The following is a 15428-nucleotide window of genomic DNA, read 5'->3' as shown; positions in this document are numbered from 1 at the left end:
GGGAGCCAACAATGCAGAGCGCTACGACCTTCCCGCAGCCGTCCACCGCCCACCGCCGCGAGGCCAACAAGGCGGTAGTCGCCACCGTGATCGGCAACGGTCTGGAGTGGTTCGACTTCACCGTCTACAGCTTCTTCTCCGTGATCATCGCCAAGGTGTTCTTTCCGACCGCCAGCGAACTCACCTCCTACCTCCTGGCCCTGGCCACCTTTGGCGTCGGTTTCTTCATGCGGCCAGTAGGGGGCATCCTGCTCGGCATCTACTCTGATCGCCGCGGCCGCAAGGCGGCGCTGTCGCTGACCATCCTGTTGATGGCCGCCGGTACCCTGATCATCGCCGTGACCCCGGGCTATGCCCAATGGGGGCTGTTCGCCCCGGCACTCATCGTCTTCGCGCGCTTGCTGCAGGGCTTTTCCGCGGGTGGCGAGATGGGCAGCGCGACCGCCTTTCTCACCGAACACGCGCCCGCTGGGCAAAAGGCCTACTACTCCAGCTGGATCCAGGCCAGCATCGGCGTGGCGGTCGCCCTGGGTGCAGGCGCCGGCGCGCTGCTGTCGGCATTGCTGACCCCGGAGCAACTCGAGAGCTGGGGTTGGCGCCTGCCGTTCCTGTTCGGCTCCCTGATCGGCCCCGTCGGTTTCTACATCCGTAGCCGCATCGACGAAACCCCAGCCTATGCCACCGTCGAGCGTGCCCAGTCGCCGCTGCGGGAGGTAGTGCGCATCTATCCCCGCCAGACCGCGATCACCTTTTCCATGGTCGTGCTCTGGACGGTCTGCACCTACTCCGTGCTGTTCTACCTGCCGTCCTACTCCACCCGGGTGCTCGGTCTGCCCAGTGGGCTGGGCTTCACCGCCGGCGTACTCGGTGGCCTGGTATTGCTGGTGGCAACGCCGCTGGTAGGGCGCCTGGCCGATCGCCAGGGCAAGCGACCCTGGCTGCTGGGGTCGGCCATCGCCATCTTCTGCCTCGCCTGGCCGTTGTTCTGGATGCTCAATCGCTGGCCGGGCCTGGCTTCCCTGCTGGTGTTCCAGGCCGTGCTGGGGCTGCTGATCTCCGGCTATCTGGGTGGCTTGCTGGCCGCCTTTGGCGAGTTGTTGCCGACCCGGGTGCTCTCCACCGGACTGTCGGTGGCCTACAACTTCGCCGTGACCCTGTTCGGCGGCTTCGCCACCTTTACCGTGACCTGGCTGATCGCCGCCACCGGCAGCCCGCTGGCGCCGGCCTTCTACATCATGTTCGCCGCGGCCATCAGTGCCGTGGGCGCGGCGCTGTTTCGCGACGCCGCCAGCGAGCAACCTTCGGGAGAATCCGCATGACTCAAGGCACCTCTCTACTGCTGCGCAACGGCAAGCTGCTGGATCTGGCGAGCGGCACCCTGATCACCGGCAAGGAAGTCCTGGTGGAGGGTGAGCGCATTACCGCCGTGCGCGACCAGAGCGCTGCGCCGCCGGCAGGCGTCACCGTCATCGATCTGGGCGGCCGCACCCTGATGCCCGGCCTCATCGATTGCCATGTGCATGTTCTGGCCTCCAGCGCCAACCTGGGTTTCAACGCCCTGCAGCCGAACGCCATCATCATGTACCGCGCCCTGCCGATCCTGGGCGCCATGCTCGAGCGCGGCTTCACCACCGTCCGCGATGCCGGCGGCGCGGACTGGGCGCTGGCGCGCTCCATCGCCCTGGGACTGGTGCCGGGCCCGCGGATCTTCGCCTCCGGCAAGGCGCTGTCGCAGACCGGCGGCCATGGCGACATGCGGGCGCGTGGGGAGCTGCTGCTGAACGAGCCGTGCAGTTGCTGCTTCCGCGCCGGTGCCATCGCCCGGGTGGTGGACGGGGTGGACAACGTGCGCAAGGCGGTGCGCGAGGAACTGCAGCAGGGCGCCAGCCAGATCAAGATCATGGCCTCCGGCGGGGTGTCCTCGCCCACCGATCCCATCGCCAATACCCAGTACTGCGAAGCCGAGATCCGTGCCATCGTCGAGGAAGCCGAAGCGGCCAATACCTATGTGATGGCCCATGCCTATACCGCCCGCGCCATTCGCCGCGCCGTGGCGTGCGGGGTGCGCACCATCGAGCACGGCAATCTGGTCGACCGGGAGACGGCGCAGCTGATGCGCGAGCGGGGCGCCTTCGCCGTGCCCACCCAGGTGACCTACGAGATGCTCGCCGAGCACGGCGCCCGCTATGGGCTGCCAGCGGATTCCGTGGCCAAGATCGAAGACGTCCGCCTGGCCGGCCGTCGCGCCCTGGAATTTTTCGCCGAGGCGGGCGTACCCATGGGCTACGGCTCCGACCTGCTGGGCGAGATGCACGAATACCAGACCCAGGAACTGCGCATCCGCGCCGAGGTGCTGGGCAATCTGGAAGCCTTGCGCAGCGCCACCAGCGTCGCGGCGCGCATCCTCGAACGGGAGGGCGAGCTGGGTTGCATCGCGGCTGGCGCCCTGGCGGATCTGCTGGTCGTGGATGGCGATCCCTTGACCGATATTTCCTGCCTGGTGGGGCAGGGCGAGCGGTTGGACGTCATCCTGCAGGGCGGCCGTCTGGTAAAGAATCGCCTCGGGTGAAGGGAGACTTGCCGGCCTGGCGTGGTCCCCTGTAGCAGTCAATGCCCATGGAGAATTCGTGATGCCCCTCGCCGCAACCGAACTCGGCAGTCACTACCAGGCCTACCTCGACTGCCTCAACCGCCAGGCCTGGACGGAGCTGGGCCGTTATGTCGACGAAGCCGTCGAGCACAACGGCCGGCCCCTGGGATTGGCGGGCTACCAGGCCATGCTGGAAGGCGATCATGCCGCCATTCCCGATCTGCACTTCGCGGCGCGCTTGCTGGTCGTGGAAGCGCCCTGGCTGGCCGCGCAACTGGACTTCGACTGCACGCCACGCGGCGAGCTGTTCGGGCTGGCGGTGAACGGACGGCGGGTGCGTTTCAGCGAGCACGTCTTCTACCGCTTCGAGAACGGGCGAATCCGGGAGGTGCGCTCGGTGATCGACACTGCCGCCATCGCTGCCCAGCTGGCCGAGGGCTAACCCGCTCGGGTCTGGCGCTGGCGATAGCCCAGGGGGCTCAAGCCCGTCCACTTGCGAAAGGCGCGCTGGAAGGAGCGGGGATCGGCGAAACCCAGACGCAGGGCCAGCTCCTCCAGGGGCAGAGCGCCCTGATCCAGCTGGCGGCAGGCCAGGCGGCAGCGACGTTCGTCCTTGAGGCGCTGGTAGGTCTGGCCACTCGCCGCCAGCTGGCGTCTCAGGGTCGCAGCCGAAAGACCCAGGGTCGCGGCCAGGCTGACGGCGTCCGGCCAGTCTTCCGGGGCACGACTGCGCAGCAGGGCGCGGATGCGGGCGATCAGACTGGCGTCGTCGCGATAGTGCACCAGCAGATTGCCCGGTGCGGCGGCGATGAAGCGACGCGCATCCGCGGCACTGCGGCGGATCGGCAGGCCCAATACGGCGGCGTCCAGCAGCAGGCAGTCTTCGCCGCGGGCGAAGCTGAGGTGGGTGCCGAAGCGCTGGCGATAGTCGGCCAGCAGTTCCGCCGGCGGCTCCTGGGCGGTCAGGCGAATCTCCGCCAGTGGCAAGCGGCGGCCTACCAGCCAGCAGGCCAGGCCATGCAGGATCAGCCAGAGGGTAAAGACGGCAAAGCTGCCCGGCAGGCTGCCGGGGGCCAGCCGCAGGGTCGCCTGCCCGCCATTGCGCTGCAGGCGCAGATCGACGCCCAGGGTCAGGCGCAGGAAGTCGGCGCTCTGCCGCAGGGCGTCACCGAGGGTCGGTTGCAGGCGGGTGCTCTGGCAGAGAAAGGCAAAGCTGCCAGCCGGGAGCGGGCGTGGGCCAAGGGCGAAGAACTCGTCATCGAAACGCCACGCTAGGCGATACCACAGCTGGCCGAACAGCGGCGCCGAGAGGCGCTCGCGGTCAAGCAGCAGCTCGGCTGGCTGGACGCCTTCGGCAGCGAGCAGGGCCTCCGGCGCCTGACCACTGCGCCGGCACAGCCCGGCCAGGGCTTCGTCGAGGATGCCCGGCGCCAGGCTGTCGCGCGGCAGGCCGGTCACAGATGCAGGGCCCGGCCCAGGGCGCGCAGCGCCGCTTCCTGCACCGCTTCGCCCAGGGTGGGGTGGGGGTGCAGGGTGGCGGCGACGTCTTCCAGTTGCATGCCCATTTCCAGGCTGTGGGAAAAGGCCGTGGCCAGTTCCGCCACCTGCTGCCCGGTGGCCTGCCAGCCAAGGATGCGATGGTCGTCCGCACGAGCCACCACCCGCACGAAGCCTTCCGGCGCCTCCAGGGTGAGGGCACGGCCATTGGCGGCGAAGGGGAAGCTGGCGACCTTGGTCTCCAGCCCCTGGGCCTTGGCCTGCTCCGGGGTCAGGCCGACCACCACGATTTCCGGATCGGTGTAGCAGACCGCCGGGATGGCGACCGGCGCGAAGCGCCGCCGCTTGCCGGCGATCAGCTCGGCGACCACCTCGCCCTGGGCCATGGCGCGATGGGCCAGCAGGGGTTCGCCGGTAAGATCACCGATGGCCCAGACGTCGGTCATGCTGGTACGGCAGCCGTCGTCGACGCGGATATAGCGGCCGTCGTAGTCCAGCGGCAGGCGATCCAGGCCTTCGGTGCGGGGACGGCGACCGGCCGCCACCAGGATGCGCTGGGCCGGCAGGATCTGCTCCTCGCCGTCACCGCGGGTCATTCGCAGGCCAGCGCCGTCCGCGGCCAGACCGGCGACGGTGCAGCCCAGGTGGAGCTCGATGCCCAGGCGTTCCAGTCGCTGGCGCAGCGGCGCCGTGAGTTCGGCATCGTAGCCGGGCAGCAGGCGCGATTGAGCCTCCACCACCGCGACCCGGGCGCCCAGCTTGCGATAGGCGATGCCCAGCTCCAGGCCGATATAGCCGGCGCCCACCACCACCAGATCCTCGGGAATCTCTGTAGGCGACAAGGCCTCGGTGGCCGAGATCACCGGGCCGCCGAAGGGCAGGCTGGGCAATTCCACCGAGGTGGAGCCCATGGCCAGCACCAGGTGTTCGGTACGGATGCGCAGCCGTTCGCCACCGGCGCGCTGCACCTCCACGGTCTTGCCGTCGAGGATCTCGGCCCAGCCCTCGACCACCGTCACCCCCTGCTTCTTGAGCAGGGCGGCGACGCCGGTGGTGAGGCGATCGACGATGCCGTTCTTCCAGGCCACGGCCTGGCCGAGGTCCAGTTCCGGGCGGCCATGGCGGATACCAAGGGCGCCCTGGTCGGCGCGACCGCAGGCGCGATGGAATTCCTCGGCGACATGGATCATCGCCTTGGAGGGGATGCAGCCGACGTTGAGGCAGGTACCGCCAAGGGCGGCGCCCTCCACCAGGGTGGTGGCGATGCCCAGCTGAGCGGCGCGCAGGGCGGCGATATAACCGCCGGGGCCGCCGCCGATGATGAGGAGTCGGGTGTCCATGGCTACTCCAGGAAGAGGGTGGCGGGTTGTTCGAGCAGCTGGCGCACGGCCTGGATGAAGCTGGCGGCGTCCTGGCCATCGATCAGCCGGTGGTCGAAGGAAGCGGAGAGATTCATCAGCTTGCGCGGTACCACCAGCCCATGGCGGAAGGCCGGGCGCTCGACGATGCGATTGACGCCGATGATGGCCACCTCGGGATGGTTGATGATGGGCGTGGAGGCGATGCCCCCCAGCGGACCCAGGCTGCTGATGGTCAGGGTCGAGCCGGAGAGTTCGTCGCGACCGGCCTTGCCGCCGCGCACCGCGGTGGCCAGCCGCGCCACCTCCTGGGCGCAGCCCCAGAGATCCAGCGCCTCGGCGTGGCGGACCACCGGCACCGCGAGCCCCTGTTCGCCCTGGGTGGCGATGCCCAGGTGCACCGCGCCATAGCGCGTCACGGTGCTGCTCTCTTCGTCGAAGCGCGCATTCATCTGCGGAAAGTCCCGCACCGCCACCACCAGGGCGCGCGCCAGGAAGGGCAGCAGGGTGAGGTGGGCACGACGACCCTGCCAGCGCTGATTGAGGGTGGCGCGCAGGGCTTCCAGCTCGGTGACATCCACCTCTTCCACATAGGTGAAGTGGGGGATATGCCGTTTGGCGGCCTGCATCTTCTCGGCGATCTTGCGTCTCAGGCCGATCAGCGGGATGCGCTCCTCGCCACTGCGTTTCGCCAGGCCACCGCCGCCGGTGGCGGGCGGCAAGCCGGCGTCGCGTTGCTGCACATAGGCCTCCAGATCGCCATGCAGGATGCGCCCGCCGTGACCGCTGCCGGTGACGAAGCGGAGTTCGATGCCCAGGTCCCAGGCGTGCTGGCGCACCGCGGGAGATGCCAGCGGCGGACTGCCGGGGGCCGGGCGGGAAGCTGGTCGGTCGTCGTCGCGCGGGACCTCCGCCTCCGCGCGACGCGGGGCTGGGGCCGCCGCGGGCGTGGGCGCTTCCGCCTTGGGGGCTGGCGCCGCAGTGGCTGCCACCGGCGCGGGGCGGCTGGCCTCGCGCAGATTGCCGTCGCCGGCCACCTCCAGGCGGATCAGCTCGGCGCCTACGGCCATTACCTGGCCAGGTTCGCCGCCCAGGGCGACCACCCGGCCCACCACCGGCGAAGGAATCTCCACCATGGCCTTGTCGGTCATGACGTCGGCCAGGGTCTGGTCTTCGCCGACCTCGTCGCCCACCGCCACGTACCACTTGACCAGTTCCACCTCGGCGATGCCTTCGCCGATGTCGGGCATCTTGATGACATGGGTACCCATCTCAGACCTCCATCACGCGCTTGAGCGCGGCGCCGACCCGGGACGGACCCGGGAAGTAGTCCCATTCCTGGGCGTGGGGGTAGGGGGTATCCCAGCCGGTCACGCGCTCGATGGGCGCCTCCAGGCGATGGAAGCAGTGCTCCTGCATGAGGGACACCAGCTCGGCGCCATAGCCGCAGGTGCGGGTGGCTTCGTGGACCACCACGCAGCGGCCGGTCTTGTTCACCGAATCGGTGAGGGTCTGCAGGTCCAGCGGCCAAAGGCTGCGAATGTCGATCACCTCGGCGTCGATGCCGGTCTCGGCGGCCGCCGCCAGGGCGACCCAGACGGTGGTGCCATAGGTCAGCACCGTGACCTGCTTGCCGGGACGGACCACCGCGGCGCGTTCCAGCTCGACCCGGTAGTAGCCGTCCGGCACGGCGCTGGCCGGATGGCCGGACCAGGGCGTCACCGGGCGGTCGTGATGGCCGTCGAAGGGGCCGTTGTAGAGGCGCTTGGGTTCGAGAAAGATCACCGGATCGTCGCTCTCGATGGAAGCGATCAGCAGGCCCTTGGCGTCATAGGGATTGGAGGGCATCACGGTGCGCAGCCCGCAGACCTGGGTGAACATGGCCTCGGGACTCTGGCTGTGAGTCTGGCCGCCATAGATGCCGCCACCGCAGGGCATGCGGAACACCAGCGGCGAGGTGAACTGCCCCACCGAGCGATAGCGCAGCCGCGCCGCCTCGGAGACGATCTGGTCGATGGCCGGGTACACGTAGTCGGCGAACTGGATCTCCGCCACCGGCCGCAGGCCGTAGGCGCCCATGCCCACCGCGGCGCCGGCGATACCGTTCTCCGAGATGGGCGCGTCGAATACCCGCGAGGCGCCATATTTGGCCTGCAGGCCCTCGGTGCAGCGAAAGACGCCGCCGAAATAGCCGACGTCCTCGCCGAACACCACCACGTTGCTGTCGCGTTCGAGCATCACGTCCATGGCCGAGCGGATGGCCTGGATCATGGTCAGGGTGCTGCGGCTGCCGGCCTGGGTCGGCAGGTCGGTTTCCTGTTGTACGGTCATGGCGTCACTTCCCGAGCTGTTGGCGTTGGCGGCGCAGGTGCGGCGGCAGGTCCTGGTAGACCTCCTCGAACATGTCGGCGGCGCTGGGGGCGAGATCGCTGGCAAAGGTGCCGTGGGCTTCGGCGGCCTTCTGGGCAGCGGCCACCTCGGCTTCCAGCTCGGCGCTCAGCGCCTGGTGCTGTTCGTCCGACCAGAGGCCACGACCGATCAGGTGTGCTTTAAGCCGGTCGATGGGATCGCCCAGGGGGAAGTGCGTCCAGTCGTCGGCGGGACGGTATTTGGACGGGTCGTCCGAGGTGGAGTGGGGGCCGGCGCGATAGGTCACCCACTCGATCAGGGTCGGCCCCAGGTTGCGCCGGGCGCGCTCGGCGGCCCAGCGCGAGGCGGCCAGCACGGCGAGGAAGTCATTGCCATCCACCCGTAGGGCGGCGATGCCATAGCCGAGGCCGCGGGTGGCCAGGGTGATGCCTTCACCGCCGGCGATGGCCTGGAAGGTGGAAATGGCCCACTGGTTATTGACGATGTTGAGGATCACCGGCGCCCGGTAGACGTGGGCGAAGGTGAGGGCGGCGTGGAAATCGCCTTCGGCGGTGGCGCCGTCGCCGATCCAGCCGGCGGCGATGCGGGTGTCACCCTTGATCGCCGAGGCCATGGCCCAGCCCACCGCCTGGATGTACTGGGTGCCCAGGTTGCCGGAGATGGAAAAGAAGCCGAGGTCGCGGTAGGAGTACATCACCGGCAGCTGGCGACCCTTGAGCGGATCCCGGGCGTTGGACAGCAGCTGGCAGATCATCTCGTCCAGCGGCGCCTCGCGGGCGATGAGGATGCCCTGTTGACGATAGGTGGGGAAATGCATGTCGTCCGGGCGCAAGGCCAGGGTCTGGCCGACGGCGATGGCTTCCTCGCCCAGGCACTGCATATAGAAGGACAGCTTCTTCTGCCGCTGGGCCTTGAGCATCCGCGCATCGAACAGCCGGGTCTTGAGCATGGCCCTGAGGCCCTGCAGCAGCAATTCGGGCGCTTCTTCGGTGGCCCAGGGGCCGACGGCGCGACCCTCTTCGTCGAGGATGCGGATCAGCTGGGTCGCCAGCTCGCGGGTATCCACCGGTGCCACGTCGATGGGCGGCTTTTCCGCACGGCCGGCGGGGCAGAGTTGCAGGTAGCTGAAGTCGGTGGGACGTCCCGGTCGGCCGCTGGGTTCGGGAACGTGCAAGCGCAGGGGTGGATGGTCGCTCATGGCCGCCCCTCCTGGTGGAAGAGGGTGCGGGTGGGTCGCAGGACGGGTTGGCCGTCCGGATGCGATGCAGGGTGCCACATGGTGGAGGCCTCGGCATTCTTGTTATTGGTCGCCTGAGTATAGGCCGGCATGGCTAGCCGTTTTGCCGCAATTTCGGGGTGGGCAGTCCGGCCTTTTGGTGCTATTGAACTTCGTACAAGAACAACAGTAGAGGTTTTGCACCATGGCTGGTCTGGACCGTATCGACCTGCGCATCCTCAACGCCCTGTCCGCCGATGGCCGCCTGAGCTGGCGCGATCTGGCGCAGAAGATCGGGCTGTCGCTGACCCCGACGCTACGGCGGGTCAAGCGACTGGAGGAGGAGCGTTACATCCAGGGCTATCACGCCCAGCTCGATGAAACCCGGCTGGCCGGCAGTGTCAGCGTCTTCGTGTCGGTGCGCCTGGAAAAGCAGTCCACCGACTACCTGCGCGCCTTCGAGCGGGAGATCGTCAAGGCGCCCCAGGTGATGAGCTGTTTCCAGATGACCGGGGATGCGGACTACGTATTGCGGGTGGTGGTGCAGGATCTCGCAGCCTATCAGCACTTTCTCGCCGAGACCCTGACCTGCATTCCCGGGGTGGCCAGCGTGACCTCGGCCTTTTCGCTGAAGGCCGTGCTGTTGCGACCGGCGCCGCCGCTATGAGGCGCGTGCAACGACTAGCGGATACCGAGGGAAGTGCGGACCTGCTGCGCCTGGGTTGCGCAATAGGCGCGGTCGCGCAGGCGGGCGGTATCCAGCATCAGGGTCAGGCGACGTTCGCTGGCGGGACGACAGACTTGCACCGGCAGACCGCCATCCGGGGTCAGGGGGCCGAACAGGCAGTCGATGTTGGGCAGCTGGGCGACGAACTGGTGGGTGAGGGCAAGCATTGTTGTTGTCCGAAGTACCGAGGTGGCGATGTGACACCATTCACATCGCCAGGGTTCCTCGATCTTCAGGCACTGGGCGTAACAGAATAGGCGACGCCATTCACGGCATCGATCAATTGACCGATTGACCAGGGCTTGGGCAGGAAGCGCACCTTGCACTTGATGCTGGCGGTAGACGGCGTTTCGTAGCCGGACATGACAATAATGGGCATATCTGCCCAGCGTTGGCACACCAGATTGGCCAGTTGAGCGCCATCCATGGAGCCGGGCATGCGGATGTCCGTCAACAGGATGTCGATATTGGCGTCCTCTTTCTCCAACAGTGACAAGGCAGCATCGGCGGAGTCAGCGGCGATGATATTGAAGCCTTCGGGTTCGAGGATCTCGGTAACGAAATCCGCGACCAGTGGCTCGTCGTCCACCACCAGGATGGTGGGTCGGAAGACAGGGGTTCCCGGCTGTTCTGCGCGCATGACTGGACCTTATATACAAGACGTTGCTGAGCCTTGGATAGCGGCGACCCGGGAAAATTCCCCAGGCCATGTGCCACTAAATCTGGCGTCAGATTTCTGTCTTCGTGCCGTGATTATTTTGTCGCGCGCAGCTTTCGCACGCTGCGACGCCATGCCACGCATATTTGGTTACGTTTCCTGCAAAGGCTCTAGAGCGGTGTTTTGCGACACCCTGCGGCCGTGCAGGACCACCGCCGCGGTGAAAGGTTTCAGCGACCTGGCATATGACTTGTATTGGGTAAGGCAACTGCAGGACGCAGAGTGCTTTTCTTGTCACGTCCCAGTGGCCTTACCTAAACCCAGGCTTTGCTCGTACACAAAGGACATCGACGCCACGCCTCCCAAAGCAGTATCTGTCCATGACGCCTATCCGCTCCCTCGCTACCGCCCTTCGTCGTCCGCTCGCCGCGGCCGCTACCGTTCTCGCGCTGTCCGCTGGCGTTGCCCAGGCCGAGCCTGTCAGCCTGGTCGGTCTGAATCTGTCGGGTGCGGGCTTCGCGCCCCAGGTGCTGCCCGGCATCAATGGCACCAACTACATCTTCCCGGTGGAGGCCTACTTCCAGCAGTGGAGCGCGCGGGGCGTCAAACTGATCCGTTTCCCCATCATCTGGGAGCGCCTGCAACCCAAGCTGGGCGGCCCACTGGACAGTGCCTACGTCGCCCTGGTGAACCAGACCTTCGGCTATGCGCAAAAGCACGGCATCAAGATCATCCTCGACCTGCACAACTATGCCCGCTATCGCGGTCAGGTGATCGGCACCAGTGGCGTCCCCTACGCCCGCTATCAGGAGATCATGACCCACATTGCGCGGCAGTGGAGCGGCCAGTCCTCGCTGTACGCCTACGACATCATGAACGAGCCCCACGATGCCATGGCCTACTGGCCGACCGCGGCCCAGTACGGCATCAATGGCGTGCGCGCGGTGGACAGCACCCGTCCGGTCATCGTCGAAGGCAACGGCTGGTCGAGCGCCACCCGCTGGGCCGAGTTCAACGATGCCCTGCTGGGGCTGAAGGATCCGGCCAACAACATCATCTTCTCGGCGCATTCCTACTTCGACGAGAACGCTGGCGGCAGCTACGACAAGACCGACGTCAACAAGCTCGACGTCAACTATGGCGTGACCCGGGTGAAGCCCTTCGTCGACTGGCTGAAGAAGAACGGCAAGCGCGGCTATATCGGTGAATTCGGCGTACCGGACAACAATCCGCGCTGGAACCTGCTGATGGACAACATGCTGGCCTACCTCAAGCAGAACTGCATCCCGGCCTCCTACTGGGCCGCGGGTCCGGGCTGGGGCAGCTACTTCATGTCGGTGGAGCCGATCAATGGCCAGGAGCGGCCGCAGTGGCCGACCTTGCGCAAGTACCTGGACGACAGCAGCTGCACCGCCATCGGCCCGGTCGCCAGCGGCAGCACCACCCCGGCCAACGGTGGTGGCACGGCCGGCAACAGCGGTTCGGCTGGCGGTAGCGCCGGCGCCGTGGGCAATGCCGGCAGCGGCAGCAGCGCCGGCAACACCGGAAACGCAGGCAGCAATGCAGGCGTTCAGGTGCCGCCGAGCAATGGCGCGACCGCAGGCACGGTTACCTCGGTGATCAACGACTTCACCAACTCGGACTGGCACAAGGGGGTGTTCCTCAAGAAGGCCGCTGTCTCGGTACCCGGTACCGCGGTGAATCGCGCCGCCTTCAAGGCCGGTGCCTACCTGACCACCGCGGATGGCCAGGTGCGGCGGATCTCCTCGGTGCAGGCCGGCAACAGCCTGGGGGTCTTCACCGAAGGCACGCCCTTCAACGGCAACGCCGTGGGCTATCCCAAGACCGTGACCGTGTCGCCCACCGGGGTGACCAGCGCCGCCAGCGTCAGCAGCGCCATCAACGACTTCACCAATGCCGACTGGAATCGCGGGGTCTACCGTCGCGCCGCGGCCATCTCCATCCCGGCCACCGCGGCCAATCGCTCGGCCTTCAAGCTGGGTGGCTCGGTACGCCTGGTCAATGGCCAGATCCTCAAGATCAGCTATGTGCAGGATGGCGCCAACAACCTGGGGGTGTTCTTCGACGCCAGCCGCCTGGATGCCAGCGTCGGCTACCCCAACACCCTGGTGTCCTTCAGCCGCTGATCCCCCGGATCGGGCAAGAAAAACCCGGTGGCCAAAGGTCACCGGGTTTTTTTATTGCCTGCTCAAAGATGGATGAAGGTGGTGACCTCACCCGGCTGCACCCGGCATTCGTCGACGGCATGGATCACCCCGGTGATCAGGGCCGCTTCAGGACTCAGCAGCCGGGCGTTGGCCTTGAGGCAGCTGTGGATGTCCAGGGCCTCGGCGGCACCGGCGGTGCGCTCGGCGACGATGCGGGCATAGAGATCCAGGTCGTAGTCCAGGCACATGGCGTATTCGGCCATGCGCGCATGGTCCACCGAGTTGTTCAGATTCCAGTAGAAGGAGTGGTAGAGGAATTTGCTGTGACGACTGGCGGTGCGGTGTTCGCCGGCCAGGAAGAGGATGTTGCCCATGGACTCGACGGTGCCCAGGTTGTGGGTATGCACCGGCAGCGGCAGGGACAGCAGGAAGTTGTACATCGTGAAGCCGTAGCTGCAATCGCCGCCCATGGTGGCGATCTTGAGCAGGATGCGCGAGGCGTCCTGCTGCACGGCCTGGGAGCACTGGGCGATCAGCTGGCCGCAGCTGGTGGAATTGATGGGACCGGTGAAATGGATGACATGGGTGCTCATGGGGCCTACCGACGCGCCGGGGAGCCCGACAGAGGGCAGGGCTCTATGTCTTCTGCTTCGGCGATTTTCGGGTGGGCTTGAGCGCTGGCGTCGGCTGGCCGACGAAACGCGTCCCGACCGGATGGGCTGTGCCCGGTAAAGGCGCGGTCTCAGCGCAGCAGCAGCATCGGTACTTCGGTCTTGTGCAGCAGCTGGGTGGTGCGACTGCCGCGCAGGAAGCGCCAGACCGAGGAGTGACTGTAGGCGCCCATGATCAGCAGGTCGGCCCGGCGTTCGTCGAGGTGGCGGGGGACGATGCGCTCCACGTCGCCATGGGCGACGGTGGTGTCGACCCGGCATCCGGCGCTGCGCAGCAGCAGGGCCAGGTCATCCAGGCGCTTGCGCAGGATCGGATCGTCTTCGCCGACGCGTAGCAGGGTGCCGCTCATGCCGGCCAGCAGCGGACTGCGCGCCAGCGCCAGGATGCCCTGGTGGGTGGCTTCCCGGCCGTCGTAGGCGATGGTGAATTGCCGCGGCGGCTTGAACGGCCCGGAGCAGATCAGGATCGGCCGGTGCACGGCGCGGACCACGGCCTCCAGCTGGCTGCCAATGCCGCTGTCCCCCGAGCGCTCGCCGCGCTTGCCGATCACCAGCAGGCGGGTGTCGGCTTCCAGGGTCTTGAGGGTATCCACCAGCCCCTCGGGGCGGCGCAGGATCTGCGGCGCCGAGGTCAGGCCCTGCTGCAGCAGGCGTTGGCGGGCATTGAGCAGCAGCGCCTTGGCCATGCCGGCGCCGACGTCATCGTCCAGATAGACCGGGGCGCCGTTGGCGACCTTCTTGCCGCTGCTGGCCGACTCCTGCACGTGCAGCAGGGTGACGGGCGCGTCCAGTCGTCGCGACAACCAGGCGGTGTGGTCGCAGACGCTTTCGGCGTGGGGAGATCCATCGATGCAGGCGAGCAGGGAGGCCATAACGGTATTCCTTGGCAAGACCGGGACCAGACACGATCCCTGTCAGGAGCGTAGCACCCGCCCAGTGCTGTCCAGATGACGCCTGGGTGTCATCTTCGGCTTTTGCTGGGCAGGTCACGGCCGTCATCCCGGACGCCCTCACATTTCGTAGCGATCGAGTTCCCGGGTGATCAGCAGGCGCTGGATTTCACTGGAGCCTTCGTAGATCTGGGTGATGCGGATGTCGCGGTAGTACTGCTCCACCGGGTAGTCCTCCAGGTAGCCGTAGCCGCCATGAATCTGGATGGCCTTGGAGCACACCCATTCGCCCGTCTCGGTGGCGAACAGCTTGGCCTGGGAGGCTTCGCTCAGACAGGGCTGGCCCGCCGTGCGCAGTCGCGCCGCATGCAGGATCAGCAGCCGCGCGGCATTGAGGCGCGTATGCATGTCCGCCAGCATGTTGGCGATGCTCTGGTGCTGGATGATCGCCTTGTCGAACTGGATGCGCTCGCGGGCATAGCCGAGCGCCGCTTCGAAGGCCGCGCGGGCGATCCCCAGCGCCTGGGCGGCGATGCCGATGCGGCCGCCTTCCAGGTTGGACAGGGCGATGGCCAGCCCCTTGCCGCGCTCGCCCAGCAGGTTGGCCGCCGGGATGCGGCAGTTGTCCAGGGTGACCGCGCAGGTGTCGGAGGCGCGCAGGCCCATCTTGTGCTCGGTGCGCTCGACGCGAAAGCCGGGGGTGTCGGTAGGCACCAGAAAGGCCGACAGGCCCTTCTTGCCCAGCTCCGGATCGGTCACCGCGAAGACGATGGCCAGACCCGCGCGGCGACCGTTGCTGACGAATTGCTTGCTGCCATTGAGCACCCAGCTGTCACCGTCGAGTACCGCCCGGGTGCGCAGGTTGTGCGCCTCGGAGCCGGCCTGGGGTTCGGTCAGGCAGAAGCAACCTATGACCTTGCCGGCGGCCAGGTCAGGCAGCCAGCGGTCCTGCTGTGCGGCACTGCCGTAGCGCAGCAGCGGGCCGCAACCCACCGAGCTGTGGATGCTCATCAGGGCGCCGAGGCTGCCGTCGCCGGCGGAGATCTCTTCCACCGCCAGGGCATAGGCGACGTAATCCAGGTAGGTGCCGCCCCATTGCTCGGGCACCACCATGCCCAGCAGGCCCAGCTCACCCAGCTGGGCGACCACGGCGTCGTCGATCCACTCGGCCTTTTCCCAGGCGCGGGCGTGGGGCGCGACCTCGCGGCGGGCGAAGTCACGCGCCAGGTCGCGGATCATGCGTTGTTCTTCGGTGAGTTCGATGTCGTGCATGGGAGCCTCCC

The 15428-nt window shown here is 67.2% G+C and carries 15 protein-coding genes; 5 read left to right on the top strand and 10 right to left on the bottom strand.

The window, feature by feature from the left end; genetic code table 11:
* Window positions 1-11: 11 nt before the first annotated feature.
* The 3 genes from PSEK12I1_RS0108205 to PSEK12I1_RS0108195 all read left to right on the top strand — a co-directional run bounded on the left by PSEK12I1_RS0108205 (window position 12) and on the right by PSEK12I1_RS0108195 (window position 3032).
* Window positions 12-1319, top strand: a complete 1308-nt coding sequence (locus tag PSEK12I1_RS0108205) for an MFS transporter (protein WP_051399191.1) — start codon at window positions 12-14, stop codon at window positions 1317-1319.
* Entirely contained in the window at window positions 1316-2569 is a 1254-nt protein-coding gene (locus PSEK12I1_RS0108200) for an amidohydrolase family protein (RefSeq protein ID WP_027601242.1), read from the top strand. Before PSEK12I1_RS0108205 ends, PSEK12I1_RS0108200 begins: the two co-directional genes overlap by 4 nt.
* Window positions 2570-2630: 61 nt before the next feature.
* Window positions 2631-3032 carry an ester cyclase gene (locus PSEK12I1_RS0108195; RefSeq protein WP_027597692.1) on the top strand — a complete coding sequence of 134 codons (402 nt, stop codon included), beginning with the start codon at window positions 2631-2633 and terminating at the stop codon, window positions 3030-3032.
* Here the strand turns inward: PSEK12I1_RS0108195 and PSEK12I1_RS0108190 are convergent.
* The 5 genes from PSEK12I1_RS0108190 to PSEK12I1_RS0108170 are packed head-to-tail and all read right to left on the bottom strand — an operon-like array spanning window position 3029 to window position 9013.
* Window positions 3029-4048 carry an AraC family transcriptional regulator gene (locus PSEK12I1_RS0108190; RefSeq protein ID WP_027601241.1) on the bottom strand — a complete coding sequence of 340 codons (1020 nt, stop codon included), beginning with the start codon at window positions 4046-4048 and terminating at the stop codon, window positions 3029-3031. The two genes, PSEK12I1_RS0108195 and PSEK12I1_RS0108190, sit on opposite strands and share 4 nt — an antisense overlap.
* The gene (gene lpdA / locus PSEK12I1_RS0108185; RefSeq protein ID WP_027601240.1) at window positions 4045-5427 is read right to left on the bottom strand and encodes a dihydrolipoyl dehydrogenase; all 1383 of its coding nucleotides are present in this window, start codon (window positions 5425-5427) and stop codon (window positions 4045-4047) included. The genes PSEK12I1_RS0108190 and lpdA overlap by 4 nt, the downstream gene beginning before the upstream one ends.
* 2 nt (window positions 5428-5429) lie before the next feature.
* Window positions 5430-6716 (bottom strand): dihydrolipoamide acetyltransferase family protein, encoded by a 1287-nt coding sequence (locus PSEK12I1_RS0108180; protein ID WP_027601239.1) that lies wholly within the window; start codon window positions 6714-6716, stop codon window positions 5430-5432.
* A gap of 1 nt (window position 6717) precedes the next feature.
* Window positions 6718-7776, bottom strand: coding sequence for an alpha-ketoacid dehydrogenase subunit beta (locus PSEK12I1_RS0108175; protein ID WP_007162204.1), 1059 nt, complete (start codon window positions 7774-7776; stop codon window positions 6718-6720).
* Between the two features lie 4 nt (window positions 7777-7780).
* Window positions 7781-9013 carry a thiamine pyrophosphate-dependent enzyme gene (locus PSEK12I1_RS0108170; RefSeq protein WP_027601238.1) on the bottom strand — a complete coding sequence of 411 codons (1233 nt, stop codon included), beginning with the start codon at window positions 9011-9013 and terminating at the stop codon, window positions 7781-7783.
* Between the two features lie 223 nt (window positions 9014-9236).
* Here PSEK12I1_RS0108170 and PSEK12I1_RS0108165 point away from each other — a divergent pair, with 223 nt between their 5' ends.
* Window positions 9237-9698, top strand: a complete 462-nt coding sequence (locus PSEK12I1_RS0108165; RefSeq protein WP_027597697.1) for an Lrp/AsnC family transcriptional regulator — start codon at window positions 9237-9239, stop codon at window positions 9696-9698.
* 14 nt (window positions 9699-9712) lie between these two features.
* On the opposite strand, the gene PSEK12I1_RS0108160 is transcribed toward PSEK12I1_RS0108165, so the two are convergent.
* Window positions 9713-9925, bottom strand: coding sequence for a hypothetical protein (locus PSEK12I1_RS0108160; protein ID WP_007162207.1), 213 nt, complete (start codon window positions 9923-9925; stop codon window positions 9713-9715).
* Window positions 9926-9990: 65 nt separating this feature from the next.
* Window positions 9991-10398 carry a response regulator gene (locus tag PSEK12I1_RS0108155; protein WP_007162208.1) on the bottom strand — a complete coding sequence of 136 codons (408 nt, stop codon included), beginning with the start codon at window positions 10396-10398 and terminating at the stop codon, window positions 9991-9993.
* Window positions 10399-10796: 398 nt separating this feature from the next.
* Here PSEK12I1_RS0108155 and PSEK12I1_RS0108150 point away from each other — a divergent pair, with 398 nt between their 5' ends.
* Entirely contained in the window at window positions 10797-12563 is a 1767-nt protein-coding gene (locus PSEK12I1_RS0108150) for a glycoside hydrolase family 5 protein (protein WP_027601237.1), read from the top strand.
* 62 nt (window positions 12564-12625) lie between these two features.
* On the opposite strand, the gene PSEK12I1_RS0108145 is transcribed toward PSEK12I1_RS0108150, so the two are convergent.
* The 3 genes from PSEK12I1_RS0108145 to PSEK12I1_RS0108135 form a co-directional block, all read right to left on the bottom strand.
* On the bottom strand, window positions 12626-13177 hold the full coding sequence (locus tag PSEK12I1_RS0108145; RefSeq protein ID WP_027601236.1) for an ATP-dependent Clp protease proteolytic subunit: 552 nt from the start codon (window positions 13175-13177) through the stop codon (window positions 12626-12628).
* A gap of 149 nt (window positions 13178-13326) precedes the next feature.
* Complete coding sequence (locus tag PSEK12I1_RS0108140; RefSeq protein WP_007162211.1) at window positions 13327-14127, bottom strand: universal stress protein; 801 nt, start codon at window positions 14125-14127, stop codon at window positions 13327-13329.
* Window positions 14128-14265: 138 nt separating this feature from the next.
* Window positions 14266-15417, bottom strand: a complete 1152-nt coding sequence (locus PSEK12I1_RS0108135) for an acyl-CoA dehydrogenase family protein (RefSeq protein ID WP_007162212.1) — start codon at window positions 15415-15417, stop codon at window positions 14266-14268.
* Window positions 15418-15428: the final 11 nt, after the last annotated feature.

Origin of the sequence: Pseudomonas sp. MOIL14HWK12:I1, assembly GCF_000510705.1 — a bacterium.
Classification (GTDB): Bacteria; Pseudomonadota; Gammaproteobacteria; order Pseudomonadales; family Pseudomonadaceae; genus Chryseomonas; species Chryseomonas oryzihabitans.
Note: the sequence above shows the minus strand (reverse complement) of the source record. Positions and strands in the feature narration are given on the sequence as shown.

Excerpts from the sequence above, each read along its gene's own strand:
- PSEK12I1_RS0108165 (WP_027597697.1), top strand. The coding sequence starts at position 9,237 with ATGGCTGGTCTGGACCGTATCGACCTGCGCATCCTCAACGCCCTGTCC.
- PSEK12I1_RS0108200 (WP_027601242.1), top strand. The coding sequence starts at position 1,316 with ATGACTCAAGGCACCTCTCTACTGCTGCGCAACGGCAAGCTGCTGGAT.
- PSEK12I1_RS0108175 (WP_007162204.1), bottom strand. The coding sequence starts at position 7,776 with ATGACCGTACAACAGGAAACCGACCTGCCGACCCAGGCCGGCAGCCGC.
- PSEK12I1_RS0108150 (WP_027601237.1), top strand. The coding sequence starts at position 10,797 with ATGACGCCTATCCGCTCCCTCGCTACCGCCCTTCGTCGTCCGCTCGCC.
- PSEK12I1_RS0108140 (WP_007162211.1), bottom strand. The coding sequence starts at position 14,127 with ATGGCCTCCCTGCTCGCCTGCATCGATGGATCTCCCCACGCCGAAAGC.
- PSEK12I1_RS0108155 (WP_007162208.1), bottom strand. The coding sequence starts at position 10,398 with ATGCGCGCAGAACAGCCGGGAACCCCTGTCTTCCGACCCACCATCCTG.
- lpdA (WP_027601240.1), bottom strand. The coding sequence starts at position 5,427 with ATGGACACCCGACTCCTCATCATCGGCGGCGGCCCCGGCGGTTATATC.
- PSEK12I1_RS0108145 (WP_027601236.1), bottom strand. The coding sequence starts at position 13,177 with ATGAGCACCCATGTCATCCATTTCACCGGTCCCATCAATTCCACCAGC.
- PSEK12I1_RS0108205 (WP_051399191.1), top strand. The coding sequence starts at position 12 with ATGCAGAGCGCTACGACCTTCCCGCAGCCGTCCACCGCCCACCGCCGC.
- PSEK12I1_RS0108170 (WP_027601238.1), bottom strand. The coding sequence starts at position 9,013 with ATGAGCGACCATCCACCCCTGCGCTTGCACGTTCCCGAACCCAGCGGC.
- PSEK12I1_RS0108135 (WP_007162212.1), bottom strand. The coding sequence starts at position 15,417 with ATGCACGACATCGAACTCACCGAAGAACAACGCATGATCCGCGACCTG.
- PSEK12I1_RS0108195 (WP_027597692.1), top strand. The coding sequence starts at position 2,631 with ATGCCCCTCGCCGCAACCGAACTCGGCAGTCACTACCAGGCCTACCTC.
- PSEK12I1_RS0108180 (WP_027601239.1), bottom strand. The coding sequence starts at position 6,716 with ATGGGTACCCATGTCATCAAGATGCCCGACATCGGCGAAGGCATCGCC.
- PSEK12I1_RS0108160 (WP_007162207.1), bottom strand. The coding sequence starts at position 9,925 with ATGCTTGCCCTCACCCACCAGTTCGTCGCCCAGCTGCCCAACATCGAC.